The organism is Mycobacterium europaeum, assembly GCF_002102155.1.
Classification (GTDB): Bacteria; Actinomycetota; Actinomycetes; order Mycobacteriales; family Mycobacteriaceae; genus Mycobacterium; species Mycobacterium europaeum.
The window spans coordinates 1-13686 of the sequence record NZ_LQOU01000019.1 but is presented as its reverse complement, the minus strand read 5'-3'; the positions used below and the strand labels follow the sequence as shown (position 1 = coordinate 13686).

The following is a 13686-nucleotide window of genomic DNA, read 5'->3' as shown; positions in this document are numbered from 1 at the left end:
CCGCCATGACCACCACCAGGACCAAACCCAACATTTGGCAACACATCGCCTACTCCTACGGTCGATGCCTGCCCAGCTCGATGCGCGAATGGGTCGCCAACGACCTGGCGGGCAAGGGAGCCGTGCGCCGGCACATGATCCGGTGGGCCATACCACCGCTGTTCGTTCTCGCGCCCTTCTGGCTGCTGCCCGCGTCGTTGTACGTGCATACCGAGATGACGGTGCCGCTCTACATCTGGGCCCTGCTGATCTCGCTGGCGTTGAACAAGGTTTGGCGTCGACACCGGCTGGCGCAGCACGGCCTGGACCCGAACCTGGTCGACGTGATCAAGAACAAGAAGCAGGCGAAGATGCACGAGGACTACGCCCGCCGTTTCGGGCCGCGCCCGGAATCGGCGGCGTGGCAGGACAACAGCAACCCGTTCAGCTAGCCGGCTCAGACCGCCACCAGGTCGTCGGCATGCACCGCGGGCCGGCGCAACTCACCGGGCAGCTCGGAAGTCGACCGCCCGATCATCGTCGCCAGTTCGGTGGCGTCGTAGGCCACCACGCCGCGGGCCACCATGGCCGCGTCCGGGCCGTGCAATTCGACGACGTCTCCGGCATAGAACCGGCCCGACACCCCGGTGATACCGGCGGGCAGCAGCGAGCGCCGCTGGCCCAGCACCGCGCGCACCGCGCCCTCGTCCAGGGACAGCGCGCCGGCCGCCTCGGCGGCATAGCGCACCCAGAACCGCCGCGCCGACATCCGTTGCGGCCGTGCGGCGAACACCGTGCCGACCGAGGCGTCGCTCAGCGCGGTCCCGGCGTCGCCCGCGGCGGCGAGCAGGACCGGCACCCCGGCGTCGGCGGCCAGTAACGCCGAGGACATCTTCGACACCATTCCACCGGTCCCCAGGTCGCTGCCGGGGCCGGCGACCACACCGGCCAGGTCGGCCGCGCCGGATACCTCGGCAATGAACTTGGCGCCCTTCGTCTTTCGCGGATCGGCGTCGTACAGGCCGTCGATGTCGGAGAGCAACACCAGGGCTTCGGCACCGACCAGATGAGCCACCAGCGCCGACAGGCGGTCGTTGTCGCCGAACCGGATCTCGTTGGTGGCCACCGTGTCGTTCTCGTTGACGATCGCCACCGCGTGCAGCGCGCGCAGCCGGTCCAAGGTGCGCTGCGCGTTCGTGTGCTGGGCCCGCATGGAGATGTCGTGCGCGGTCAGCAGCACCTGGCCGACCGTGCGGCCGTACCGCGCGAACGCCGCGCTCCACGCGTTCACCAGCGCGACCTGCCCGACGCTGGCGGCGGCCTGCTTGGTCGCCAGATCCTTGGGGCGACGGGCCAAGCCCAGCGGTTCGATGCCGGCGGCGATGGCGCCCGACGAGACGATGACGACATCGGTGCCCGCCTTCATGCGTGACTCGATGGCGTCGGCCAGCCCGGCCAGCCGGCCGGCGTCGAATACCCCCGATGGTGTGGTCAGCGCGTTGGTACCGATCTTGACCACCAGGCTGCGCGCGGTCCGGATGGCCTCCCGGTGGACGGTCACGTCGCGTCCCCGCGTTCGCGGCGCTGACGACGGGCCGCCTTGCGCTCCGCGGCGCCGGTGCGCTCGCTGCGTTCCAGCCGCACGTCGCTCCCGCGGCCGGACATCGCAACGTGTTGTCCCGCAGGCGTTTGCGGTTCCCAGTCGAATGTCATGTCACCGATGGTCACGGCGCAGCCGGGTTGCGCGCCCAGCCGCAGCAGTTCCTCCTCGACGCCCAGCCGGGCCAGCCGGTCGGCGAGATAGCCCACGGCTTCGTCGTTGTCGAAGTTGGTCTGCCGAACCCACCGCTGCGGCCGGGCGCCGCTGACCACGAAGCCGCCCTCGCCGTCCGGCTCAACGGTGAAGCCGCTGTCGTCGACGGGAACCGGGCGGATCACCGGCCGCCGCGGCGCGGCCTGCGGCCGGGCGGCGTTGTATTCCGAGATCATCCGCCAGAGCCCGAAGACCAACGGCTGCAATCCTTCCCGCGACACCGTCGACACGAGGAACACCGGCCAGCCGCGCTCGGCGATCTCGTCGCGGACGAATTCGGCGAGCTCACGCGCCTCGGGCACGTCGATCTTGTTCAACACCACCGCGCGTGGCCGCTCGGCCAAATCGCCCAGTGTCGTGTCACCCTGCAGGGTGGGGGTATAGGCGGCGAGCTCGGCTTCCAGCGCGTCGATGTCGGAGATCGGGTCGCGGCCAGGCTCCGAGGTGGCACAGTCGACGACGTGCACCAGCACGGCGCAGCGCTCGATGTGCCGCAGGAAGTCCAGGCCCAGCCCGCGGCCCTGCGATGCGCCGGGAATGAGGCCCGGCACGTCGGCGACGGTGAACGTCTGCTCGCCGGCCGACACCACTCCGAGATTGGGCACCAGCGTGGTGAACGGGTAGTCCGCGATCTTCGGTTTGGCCGCCGAGATCGCCGATACCAGTGACGATTTACCGGCCGAGGGAAACCCGATGAGACCGGCGTCGGCGACGGTCTTGAGCTCGAGCGTCAGGTCTCGCGCCTCGCCCGGTTCGCCGAGCAGGGCGAAGCCGGGGGCCTTGCGGGCGCGCGACGCCAGCGCCGCATTGCCCAGGCCGCCACGGCCGCCGGCCGCTGCTTCGAAGCGGGTGCCCGCGCCCACCAGGTCGGCCAGCAGCCGGCCGTTTTCGTCCAATACGACGGTGCCGTCGGGGACTTTGACCTCTAGATCCGTGCCGGCCGCCCCGTCCCGGTTGTTGCCCATGCCCTGTTTGCCCGACGGGGCGGTGACGTGCGGGTGGAAGTGAAAGTCCAGCAGGGTGTGCACCTGCGGATCGACGACGAACACGATGCTGCCGCCGCGGCCACCGTTGCCGCCGTCGGGACCGCCCAGCGGCTTGAACTTCTCCCGGTGAACCGACGCGCAGCCGTTACCGCCGGAACCCGCGCGCGCGTGAATGACCACCCGATCGACGAATCGCGGCATCGGATACCAGCCCTTCGAAAGTCACGCCAGGGCGCATACACCTCGTGAAGCCGCCGCAGCGTTTCCCCGCGCGGGGGCGCGGCGCCCCCGGCCCGCGAGGCCTAGACCTGGGGCGTGATGCTGACGGTTTTGCGTCCGCGCTTGATGCCGAACTCGACGGCCCCGGCAGCCTTGGCGAACAACGTGTCGTCGCCGCCACGCCCGACGTTCACGCCGGGGTGGAACTTGGTGCCGCGCTGGCGAACGATGATCTCGCCCGCCTTGACGATCTGGCCGCCGAATCGCTTGACGCCCAGCCGCTGAGCGGCGGAGTCGCGGCCGTTACGCGAGCTGGAAGCGCCCTTCTTGTGTGCCATCTCTGTCGCCTCCCGCTACTTGATTCCGGTGACCTTCAGGACCGTCAGCTGCTGACGGTGTCCCTGCCGCTTGTGGTAGCCGGTCTTGTTCCTGAACTTGTGGATACGGATCTTGGGGCCCTTGGTGTGCTCGAGCACCTCGCCCGTCACCGCCACCTTGGCCAGCGCGGCGGCGTCGGTGGTCACCTTCGCGCCGTCCACGACCAGGGTGACGGGCAGCGACACGTTCGCGCCCGGGTCGGAGTCGAGCTTTTCGACCTTGACCACGTCCCCGACGGCGACCTTGTACTGCTTGCCGCCCGTCTTGACGATTGCGTAGGTCGCCATCGTTGCTCCTGCCTTCTTTCCTCTGCTCAGCCGGTTCTTCGGCTCTCTCGCGCGCGAGCCACCGGCGGTGCGCTCTGGGTTGCGGGTCCACGCCGATTGCCCGGTGCCCGCTGCCGCCGGCCAAAGTCCACACGGCCTGGCGACAACTGTCCTAGGGTACTTGACCAGCGGCTACAGGGTCAAACTGGGCCCCGTCAGTCCACGTGGATCGGCGGGCCCGCCGGCCGGCCCGCCGCGCGGCGGCGCCGCGGACGCCCGAACCCCGACCCGGCCTCGCCGGACGCCTCGGACCCGTCGTCGGAGTCGTCATCCTCGACGTCCAGGTCGTCGTCGTCGTCCATCTCGAGGTCTTCGTCGTCGTCGCCCAGGTCTTCCTCGTCGTCGAGGTCCTCGTCATCGTCGTCCTCGAGATCGTCGTCGGACTCGTCGTCGTCGGTGTCCTCGTCGGCGTCGTCGTCGGTGTCCTCGTCGGATTCTTCGAAGTCCTCCTGGTCGGCGCCCTCCAGGTCGGCGGCGTCCCCGGACTTCTGCTCATCGAACTCGCCGATCGCTTCCTCGGCGGCCTCGTCGGATTCCTCGTCGTCGTCGCGGCCCGCGGTTCCGCCGGCGGCCATCGCCTTGAACATCGGGTGCTCGCCGGGAGCGTGCGCGGGCACTTTGGCCACCACCGGCTCCTCGGCGCGGTTCTTCTTGGAGCGCCTGCCACGGCGCCCCCCGGACTCCGACTTGCGCCCGTTCGAGGGGGCCGAGTCGACGGGGTCGGTGTGCAGCACGATTCCGCGGCCGCCGCAGTGGGTGCACGACGTGGAGAAGGCCTCGATCAGCCCGGTACCCAGCCGCTTGCGGGTCAGCTGGACCAGGCCCAGCGACGTCACCTCGGACACCTGATGGCGGGTGCGGTCGCGGGCCAGCGCCTCGGTCAGCCGCCGCAACACCAGGTCGCGGTTGGATTCGAGGACCATGTCGATGAAGTCGATGACCACGATGCCGCCGATGTCGCGCAGCCGGAGTTGGCGCACGATCTCCTCGGCCGCCTCGAGGTTGTTCTTGGTGACGGTCTGTTCGAGGTTGCCGCCGGACCCGGTGAACTTGCCGGTGTTGACGTCGACCACGGTCATGGCCTCGGTCCGGTCGATCACCAGCGTGCCGCCCGACGGCAGCCAGACCTTGCGCTCCATCGCCTTGGCCAGTTGCTCGTCGATGCGGTGCACCGCGAAGACGTCGGGGCCGGCCTGACCGTCCGGGCCGCTGGGCGGCTCATACTTGTTCAGCTTCGAAACCAGATCGGGCGCAACGGAATTCACGTATTCGGTGATGGTCGTCCACGCTTCGTCACCGGAGACGATCAGGCCCGCGAAGTCCTCGTTGAACAGGTCGCGGATGACCTTGACCAGCACGTCGGGCTCTTCGTAGAGCGCGACCGCCGCACCGGCGGCCTTCTCGCTGATCTCGGTCGCCTTGGCCTCGATCTGCTTCCAGCGCTCCTGCAGCCGGGTGACGTCGTTGCGGATGTCGTCCTCTTTGACGCCCTCGGAGGCCGTGCGGATGATCACCCCGGCATCGGAGGGAACCACCTCGCGCAGGATCTCCTTGAGCCGCTGCCGTTCGGTGTCGGGCAGCTTGCGGCTGATCCCCGTCGACGACGCGCCCGGCACGTAGACCAGGTACCGGCCGGCCAGCGACACCTGGGTGGTCAGCCGGGCGCCCTTGTGCCCGACGGGGTCCTTGCTGACCTGGACCACGACGTAGTCGCCCGGTTTGAGCGCCTGTTCGATCTTGCGGTCGGACCCGCCCAGCCCCGCGGCTTCCCAGTTGACCTCGCCGGCGTAGAGCACGCCGTTGCGGCCACGGCCGATGTCGACGAACGCCGCCTCCATCGAGGGCAGGACGTTCTGCACGATCCCGAGGTAGATGTTGCCGACCAGCGAGGCGGATGCGGCCGACGTCACGAAGTGCTCGACGACGATGCCGTCCTCGAGCACCGCGATCTGGGTGTACCGCGCCCCCTGGTGCGGCGGCTCGGTGCGGACGCGGTCGCGCACGACCATGATCCGTTCGACGGCCTCGCGGCGCGCCAGGAACTCCGCCTCGGTCAGTACCGGCGGCCGGCGCCGCCCGGCGTCGCGCCCGTCGCGGCGCCGTTGCCGCTTGGCCTCCAGCCTGGTGGAGCCGTCGATGCCCTTGATCTCGGCGTTCGACGAGCCGTTGCCGCCATCGCCGCCGTTCTTGCCGCTGCGGGGCGCGCGCTCGTGGACCACGGTGTTGGGCGGGTCGTCGGGCGACGGGCTCTCATCGCCGTCGTCACCGGAGCCCGACTTGCGCCGCCGGCGCCTACGGCGGCGACGGGTGGCGCCCTCCCCCGAACCGTCGTCACCGGTGTCGGAGTCATCGGAGTCCGAATAGTCGGAGCCCTCTTCGTCGTCGCCGTCCTCGGCGTCGGAGGAGTCGCCGCGGCCCGCCTTCTGGCGCCGCTGCTGCGGCTCGTCGTCGTCGTCGTTCTGGTTGTCCGGTCCGCCCTGCTCACCGCGGCCGCGGCCGCGGCCGCGCCGGCCCCGACGCCGCCGCCGGTTGGCCGGCCGATCGGTCTGCTCGTCGTCTTCGTCGTCGACGTCGGAATCGTCGGAGTCGTCGGAGTCGGTGCCGTCGTCGGCATTCCGGTCGTCGTCGTCCGCCTTCAGCGGCTGCGGCGCGACGAAGAGCGGCATGTAGTGCGGCCGCTCGACCGTGGTCTCGAGCATCAGCCGGGATTCGGGTTCGGCGGCGGCTTCGTCGCCCGCGCTGCCGGCGACGACGGCGGCGGGCACATCCTCGGCACCCGGGTCGGGCTGGGCGGCCAGCAGGTCGCGTACCCGCACCGCGTCGTCGCGGTCCACGGTGGAGTGCGCGCTGCGGATGCGGCCGTCGAGCGCGCTCAAGGCGTCCAGCACCCGCTTACTGGTGGTTCCCAGCGTCCGGGCTAGCGAATGGACTCTCAGGCGGTCCGGCAGTTCGTCGTGCCGGGTCGGCTCTTCGGATGACTCTGCGGATGGTGCACCGTCTACCACGTATTCTCCTCAAGCCCCCGGGCGCGTCCTTGCGACGCGGCCACGCGAGGGCTTCGCTATGGGCCCGGGTGACTTTCCCCGAGCTTGTGATGGTCTCGCCCCGAGCGGTTCGCGGAGAACGCACTCGGCGCCGTGCTGAATGACGGCCTGACATGCCGCGCACCAACGCGGGGTGGCGATGATCGCGCTTGTCTAAGTCTTCATTCGGGTGTCCGACGCCGGTCCGGCGACGTTCACCCTTCATCAGTATCCCACATCACTCCCCGAGCCAAGCCGCCCCCGAGCGAACGCGCCGTCAGCGGCGTGGCGCGGCCCGTTTGCTGGGCGCTACGCGCCGGGAAACCAGAGTGCGATTTCACGCTTGGCGGACTCGGTCGAATCGGACCCGTGCACGAGGTTGAACTGGGTCTCCAGCCCGAAATCGCCCCGGATCGTGCCTGGTGTCGCCTTATCCACCGGGTCGGTACCGCCCGCGAGCTGCCGAAACGCCGCAATCGCCCGCGGTCCCTCGACGATCGCCGCCACCACCGGCCCGGACGTGATGAATTCCAGCAGCGATCCGAAGAACGGCTTGCCCTCGTGCTCGGCGTAATGCTGGGCGGCCAGGTCCTCGCTGACGCACCGCAGCTCCAGCGCGGCGATGGTCAGGCCTTTCCGCTCGATGCGGCTGAGGATTTCCCCTATCAGCTGCCGCTCGACGCCGTCCGGCTTGATCAGTACCAGGGTCCGTTCGGTCACGGCCGACAGCGTACAGAACCGGGCGGGAATCGGCCGGGGCAGCGGCGATCAGGGGGCCGCGCTACCCCTGGCGCCGCCGCACCTCGGCCCGGAAGTACGCGATCAGGGCCCACAACCCGGTGAACAGGACCCCGATGAACCCGACACCCGGATACACCGCGAAGCCCGCCAGCAGGAGCAGTTGCACGCCCAGGTTCACCCAGATCGCCCACGGTTTGCGCTGCACCCCGCCCAGCAGGATGAGCAGCGCCGCCACGCCGATCAGGTAACCCAGCGTCACCGGCGTCAGCCCGCCGCCGACCGCGCTCACCACCGGAATCGCCAGCAGCACCACGATCGCTTCCAGGAGCAGCGTCGCGGCCATCACCGCGCCGAAGCTCTTCCAGGGGTCCGTCCGGTTCTGGTCGGTCATTCCGGATCCCGACCGAACAGGGTGCGTGCCGCCCCGGCCGTGACGACCGAGCCGGTGATGACGATCCCGGTGCCGGAGAAGGCCTCGGCGTCCCCTGCCACGGTCGCGTCGTCGACCAGGGCGGTCGCGACGTCGATCGCATCGCGCAGGTTCTCGGCGGTCGTGACCCGATCGGGCCCGAATCGCTCCCCCGCGGCCAGCGCCAGCGACTCGACGTCCAGGGCCCGCGGCGACCCGTTGTGGGTCACGACGACGGCGTCGAACACCGGCTCGAGTGCGGCGAGGATGCCGTTGACGTCCTTGTCGCCCAGCACGCTGAGCACACCGACCAGGTAGCGGAAGTCGAATTCGTCGCGCAGCGCCCGCGCCAGCGCGGCCGCACCGGCCGGATTGTGGGCGGCGTCGATGAACACGGTGGGGGCGCTGCGCATGCGTTCCAGGCGGCCGGGGCTGGTGACGGCGGCGAATCCGGCCCGCACCGCCTCGACGTCGAGTTGCCGCTGCGCGCCGGCGCCGAAGAAGGCTTCCACCGCCGCGAGCGCCACCGCCGCGTTATGGGCCTGGTGTTCACCGTGCAGCGGCAGATAGACGTCGGAATACACCCCGCCGAGGCCCTGCAGTTGCAGCACCTGACCACCGATCGCGACCTGACGGCCCAACACCGCGAACTCCGAATCCTCGCGGGCCACCGCGGCGTCGGCGCGGACGGCCTGGGCCAGCAGCACCTCCATCGCCTCCGGCGCCTGCCGCGCGATCACGGCGACGGTGTCGGGCGCGCCGTCAGGGGCCTTGGTGATGATGCCCGCCTTTTCGCCGGCGATCGCGGTGATGTCCTCACCGAGGTACTCCACGTGGTCGATGCCGATCGGGGTGATGACCGCCACCGGCGCGTCGACGACGTTGGTCGCGTCCCACCGCCCGCCCATGCCGACCTCGATGACCGCGACGTCGACGGGCGCGTCGGCGAACGCGGCGAACGCCATGGCGGTCAGTACCTCGAACTTGCTCATCGCCGGCCCGCCGCCGGCCTGCGACTGGGCGTCGATCATCTGCACGAAGGGCTCGATCTCCCGATAGGTCGCCACGTACTGGGCCGGGGTGATCGGCCGGCCGTCGACCGCGATGCGCTCGACCGCCGATTGCAGGTGCGGGCTGGTGGTCCGCCCGGTGCGCCGATGCAGGGCGGTCACCAGCGCGTCGACCATGCGCGCCACCGAGGTCTTGCCGTTGGTGCCGGTGATGTGGATCGAGGGATAGGCCCGCTGCGGCGAGCCCAGCAGGTCCATCAAGGCGCTGATCCGGGTCAGGCTCGGCTCGATCTTGGTCTCCGGCCAGCGTTGGTCGAGCAGATGCTCGACCTGAAGCAGCGCGGCGATCTCGTCCGGGGTGGGAGCCAAGCCGGTGGCGCCGTCGCTTTCGCGGCCGTTTTCGGGCCAGTCGCAGGGCTCGGTCATCGAGCACTCATTGCAGCCCGACCAGCCGCGCGGTGATCCGGTCGGTCTCGTCCTGGGCCACGCGCTGACGGTCCCGGATCTTGTCCACGACGTTCTGCGGGGCCTTGGACAGGAAGTCCTCGTTGGCCAGTTTCGCGGTGGTCGACGCCAGTTCCTTTTGAGCCGCGGCGAGGTCTTTCTCCAGGCGGCGGCGTTCGGCGGCGACGTCGATGGTGCCCGAGGTGTCGATCTCGACGACGACGGTGTGGTTCATGTGGGGGCCCAGTCGCACTTCCAACGACACCGACGACTGGAAGTCGTCGCCCGGCGCGGTGAGCCAGGCCAGCGACGTCACGGCGGACACCTGAGCGCCCAGATCCGCCGCATTCACGCCGCCGAGCCGGGCCGGCACCTTCTGCCGGTCGGCCAGGCCCTGGTCGCTGCGGAACCGGCGGACCTCGGTTACCAGCCGCTGCATATCGCTGATCCGTTGCGCGGCAACGTGATCCAGCTCTATACCGGAAGGCTCCGGCCAGGCTGCGATCACCAGCGACTCCTGGCCGGTCAGGGCCTGCCACAACGCCTCGGTGAGGAACGGGATGACGGGGTGCAGCAACCGCAGCAGGGTGTCCAGCACCGCGGCGAGGACCGCGGTGGTGTGGGCATTGCCCTCGGCCAGCTGCGTCTTGGCCAATTCGACGTACCAGTCGCAGAATTCGTCCCACGCGAAGTGGTAGAGCGCCTCGCAGGCGCGGCTGAACTCGTAGTCGTCGAGGGCCGAATCGACTTCGGCGCGAACCTCTTCCAGCCGTCCCAGGATCCACCGGTCGGCGTCGGTGAGTTCGTCCTGCGCCGGCAGCGGCGCGACGCGGGCGCCGTTCAGCAACGCGTACCGGGTCGCGTTGAACAGCTTCGTACAGAAATTGCGGGATGCCCGCACGGCGTCCTCGCCGACGGCCAGGTCACCTCCGGGGTTGGCGCCGCGGGCCAGCGTGAACCGCAGGGCGTCGGCCCCGAAGCTGTCCATCCAGTCCAGCGGGTCGACGACATTGCCCCTGGACTTGCTCATCTTGCGGCCGAACTCGTCGCGGATCAGGCCGTGCAGGAACACGTCGGTGAACGGCACCTGCGGTCCGCGGCGGCCGTCGAGGGTGATGGCCTGGTCGCCGCCGACGAAAGTGCCGAACATCATCATGCGGGCCACCCAGAAGAACAAGATGTCGTATCCGGTGACCAAAACGCTTGTTGGATAGAACTTTTCCAGCTCCGGGGTCTTGTCCGGCCAGCCCAGCGTGGAGAACGGCCAAAGGGCCGAGGAGAACCAGGTGTCCAGCACGTCGGGGTCCTGCTCCCAGCCCTCCGGCGGCGTCTCGTCCGGGCCGACGCACACCTGCTCGCCGCCCGGCCCGTACCAGATCGGGATCCGGTGGCCCCACCACAGCTGCCGCGAGATGCACCAGTCGCGCATGTCGTCGACCCAGCCGAACCACCGCGGCTCCATGCTGGCCGGATGAATCACGGTGTCCCCGTTGCGAACCGCGTCGCCCGCAGCCTTGGCGAGCGACTCGACCTTCACCCACCACTGCAGCGACAGGCGGGGCTCGATGACCTCGCCGCTTCGCTCCGAATGCCCGACGCTGTGCAGATAGGGCCGCTTCTCCTCCACGATGCGGCCCTGAGCCGCCAGCGCTTCGCGCACCGCCACGCGGGCCTCGAACCGGTCCATGCCGTCGAATTCGGTTCCCGTGCCGGCGATAACGGCCCTGGCGTCCATGATGCTGGGCATCGGCAGGTTATGCCGCAGCCCGATCTCGAAGTCGTTGGGATCATGCGCGGGCGTGACTTTGACCGCTCCGGTGCCGAACTCGGGATCGACGTGCTCGTCGGCGACGACCACGACCTCGCGATCGAGGAACGGGTGCGGCAGCGTCGTCCCGACCAGACGCGTGTAGCGCGTGTCGTCCGGATGCACGGCGATGGCGGTGTCGCCCAGCATCGTCTCGACCCGGGTGGTCGCCACCACGATGTGCGGCTCGTCGTCGTTGAGCGAGCCGTACCGGAAGGAGACCAGCTCGCCCTCGACCTCGTCGTAGACGACCTCGATGTCGGAGATGGCCGTCTGCAGCACCGGGGACCAGTTGACCAGCCGCTCGGCCTGATAAATCAGCCCCGCGTCGTAGAGCCGCTTGAAGATCGTGCGGACCGCCCGCGACAGACCCTCGTCCATGGTGAACCGGTCGCGGCTCCACGCGACCCCGTCGCCGAGCCGGCGCATCTGACCGCCGATGGCACCGCCGGACTGCCGCTTCCAGTCCCAGACCTTTTCGACGAACAGCTCACGGCCGAAGTCCTCTTTGGTCTTGCCGTCCACCGCGAGCTGCTTTTCCACCACGCTCTGGGTCGCGATACCCGCGTGGTCCATGCCCGGCTGCCACAACACCTCATATCCCTGCATCCGTTTGCGACGGGTCAGGGCGTCCATCATGGTGTGTTCCAGCGCGTGGCCCATGTGCAGGCTGCCGGTCACGTTCGGCGGCGGCAACACGATCGAGTACCCGGGCTTGGCGCTCGTCGGGTCCGCCTCGAAGTAGCCCGCGTCGAGCCATTTCTGGTAGATCGCGCTTTCGGCGGCACCCGGATCCCACGACTTGGGCAGGTCGGTGGCGGGGCTGCGGCTGGCGGTCACCCGTCAATTCTAGGGAGCGCCGTTTGCTCCGATGTAGGTGCCCAAATCGCAGGTGAGCGGGGTCACTTCCCCAGCCGGTCGACCTGCAGCGTCACACCCGCGGCGGGGAACCTGTCCAGCAGGGCATCGCCCATCGCCGCCGCCGGGGTCAGCACGCCGTGCAGGTCGGGCAGCTTGTCGCGGTCGAACGCGAGCGCGAGGCCGCACTCCCCCAGCAGCACCGAGGTCGCCTTGTAGCCGGGGTCGCCGCGCTGCTCCATGCGCGCGACATAACGCGCGCCGGTGGTTGTGGTGGTGTAGGTCTCGAGCTTGTAGAAACCGCGCTCGCGCGCCGCCGGGCCGGGGCCGGTCCCGGGCTTGGGCACGATGCGCTCCACCAGCCGGCGCGGCAGCAGCCGGAAGTAGCGGCTGCCCAATCCGAAGGTGGCGTTGGCGACCCCGCCTACCGCCGCGGATGCCAGCGGGGCCAGCGGGGACGACCCCAGGCTCATGCTTTCGGTGTAGCGGAAGTGGCGGCCGTAGGCCCAGTCCAGTAACGCGTTGCTGCGCCGCACGATGCGGGTGTTGTAGGGCGCCATCACGAATCCCGATGTCCACACGCCGGTCAGCTCCGGTGCGATCTGACGACCGCGGCGCCACGGCAGGTCGGGCTGGGGGCCGATCTCCGGTTCCGCGCTGCGGTCGGTGGTCAACGTGTACGGGTCGGCGAGCTGGCGGCGGGCGTCGGGATCGCGGGATGCGGTGTCCAGCACTTCCAGCATCGACGCCACGGTTCCGCCGGACACCCCACCCGAGAAGGACCGGACCACCAGGTCGGTGTCGCCGAGTTCGCCGGTGCCGTCGTCCCGCGCCGCCCGGTAGAGCGCGTACACGCTGAGGTCCGAGGGAACGGAGTCGAATCCGCAGGCGTGCACGATGCGCGCGCCGGTGTCGGCGGCCTGCTTGTGGTACAGGTCGATGCTCTCGCGGACGAACATCGCCTCGCCGGTCAGGTCGGCGTAGTCGGTGCCCGCCGCCGCGCACGCGGCCACCAGTGGCAGCCCGTAGCGGGTGTACGGCCCGACCGTGGTGATGACGACCTGGGTGCGGGCGGCCATCTCGTTCAGCGTCGACGGCGACGAGGCGTCGGCGGCGACCAGCGGCCAGGATTGCGCGGCCTGGCCAAGGGTCTCGCGGACGGCCCGTAAGCGCTCGGTCGATCTGCCGGCCAGTGCCACCCGGGTTTCCGGCCCCGTCCGGGCCAGGTATTCGGCGGTCAACTTCCCGACGAAGCCGGTCGCCCCGTACAACACGATGTCGAATTCGCGCGGCGTTGCGGTCACGGGCCCGACGCTACCCGCAGATAAGTAGTGCCGGGCCAATGGCCCGGCACTACTTACTACTGCGTTGTGGGTCGTCAGCCGCGACGCCCGCAGACCGGCCACGCGCCGATGCCCTGCGAGTGCAGCACGTTCTCGGCCACCCGGATCTGCTCCTCGCGGCTCGCGCCGGCGGGAGAGCCCGACCCGCCGTTGGCGCGCCAGGTGCTCGGGGTGAACTGCAGGCCCCCGGAGAACCCGTTACCGGTGCTGATCGACCAGTTGCCACCCGACTCGCACTGCGCGATGGCGTCCCAGTTCACGCTGTAGGCGCGGACAGGCGGGGGCGGCGGGGCCTCCGGGCCCGGGGGCGGCGGCACGTTGGGGTCGAAGCCCGCGGGTGCCGGCGGCGG

12 protein-coding genes are annotated in these 13686 nt (G+C 69.9%); 1 reads left to right on the top strand and 11 read right to left on the bottom strand.

Annotated features, from left to right (window positions below; translation table 11 throughout):
* Positions 1-5: 5 nt before the first annotated feature.
* Positions 6-431 carry a DUF5313 domain-containing protein gene (locus tag AWC03_RS09485; protein ID WP_085240242.1) on the top strand — a complete coding sequence of 142 codons (426 nt, stop codon included), beginning with the start codon at positions 6-8 and terminating at the stop codon, positions 429-431.
* Between the two features lie 5 nt (positions 432-436).
* On the opposite strand, the gene proB is transcribed toward AWC03_RS09485, so the two are convergent.
* The 11 genes from proB to AWC03_RS09430 form a co-directional block, all read right to left on the bottom strand.
* Entirely contained in the window at positions 437-1540 is a 1104-nt protein-coding gene (gene proB, locus AWC03_RS09480) for a glutamate 5-kinase (RefSeq protein ID WP_085240241.1), read from the bottom strand.
* Complete coding sequence (gene obgE / locus AWC03_RS09475) at positions 1537-2979, bottom strand: GTPase ObgE (RefSeq protein ID WP_085240240.1); 1443 nt, start codon at positions 2977-2979, stop codon at positions 1537-1539. Before obgE ends, proB begins: the two co-directional genes overlap by 4 nt.
* Positions 2980-3080: 101 nt before the next feature.
* The gene (gene rpmA, locus AWC03_RS09470) at positions 3081-3335 is read right to left on the bottom strand and encodes a 50S ribosomal protein L27 (protein WP_085240239.1); all 255 of its coding nucleotides are present in this window, start codon (positions 3333-3335) and stop codon (positions 3081-3083) included.
* Positions 3336-3350: 15 nt separating this feature from the next.
* A complete protein-coding gene (rplU, locus tag AWC03_RS09465; protein WP_007169506.1) occupies positions 3351-3662 on the bottom strand; it encodes a 50S ribosomal protein L21 in 312 nt (103 codons plus the stop codon).
* A gap of 194 nt (positions 3663-3856) precedes the next feature.
* Positions 3857-6706, bottom strand: coding sequence for a ribonuclease E (rne, locus tag AWC03_RS09460; protein ID WP_085240238.1), 2850 nt, complete (start codon positions 6704-6706; stop codon positions 3857-3859).
* Positions 6707-7033: 327 nt separating this feature from the next.
* The gene (gene ndk / locus AWC03_RS09455) at positions 7034-7444 is read right to left on the bottom strand and encodes a nucleoside-diphosphate kinase (RefSeq protein ID WP_085240237.1); all 411 of its coding nucleotides are present in this window, start codon (positions 7442-7444) and stop codon (positions 7034-7036) included.
* A gap of 61 nt (positions 7445-7505) precedes the next feature.
* Entirely contained in the window at positions 7506-7856 is a 351-nt protein-coding gene (locus tag AWC03_RS09450) for a DUF4233 domain-containing protein (protein WP_085240236.1), read from the bottom strand.
* A complete protein-coding gene (gene folC / locus AWC03_RS09445) occupies positions 7853-9310 on the bottom strand; it encodes a bifunctional tetrahydrofolate synthase/dihydrofolate synthase (protein ID WP_085240235.1) in 1458 nt (485 codons plus the stop codon). Before folC ends, AWC03_RS09450 begins: the two co-directional genes overlap by 4 nt.
* Positions 9311-9317: 7 nt before the next feature.
* Entirely contained in the window at positions 9318-11975 is a 2658-nt protein-coding gene (locus AWC03_RS09440; RefSeq protein WP_085240234.1) for a valine--tRNA ligase, read from the bottom strand.
* 62 nt (positions 11976-12037) lie between these two features.
* Complete coding sequence (locus AWC03_RS09435; protein WP_085240233.1) at positions 12038-13297, bottom strand: saccharopine dehydrogenase family protein; 1260 nt, start codon at positions 13295-13297, stop codon at positions 12038-12040.
* 74 nt (positions 13298-13371) lie between these two features.
* The coding region (locus tag AWC03_RS09430) for a transglycosylase family protein (protein ID WP_249025857.1) at positions 13372-13686 on the bottom strand (315 nt) is incomplete at its 5' end.

What these genes read in the sequence shown, in the direction of transcription:
- AWC03_RS09485 (WP_085240242.1), top strand. Translation starts at nt 6, where the DNA reads ATGACCACCACCAGGACCAAACCCAACATTTGGCAACACATCGCCTAC.
- obgE (WP_085240240.1), bottom strand. Translation starts at nt 2,979, where the DNA reads ATGCCGCGATTCGTCGATCGGGTGGTCATTCACGCGCGCGCGGGTTCC.
- rpmA (WP_085240239.1), bottom strand. Translation starts at nt 3,335, where the DNA reads ATGGCACACAAGAAGGGCGCTTCCAGCTCGCGTAACGGCCGCGACTCC.
- rplU (WP_007169506.1), bottom strand. Translation starts at nt 3,662, where the DNA reads ATGGCGACCTACGCAATCGTCAAGACGGGCGGCAAGCAGTACAAGGTC.
- AWC03_RS09450 (WP_085240236.1), bottom strand. Translation starts at nt 7,856, where the DNA reads ATGACCGACCAGAACCGGACGGACCCCTGGAAGAGCTTCGGCGCGGTG.
- folC (WP_085240235.1), bottom strand. Translation starts at nt 9,310, where the DNA reads ATGACCGAGCCCTGCGACTGGCCCGAAAACGGCCGCGAAAGCGACGGC.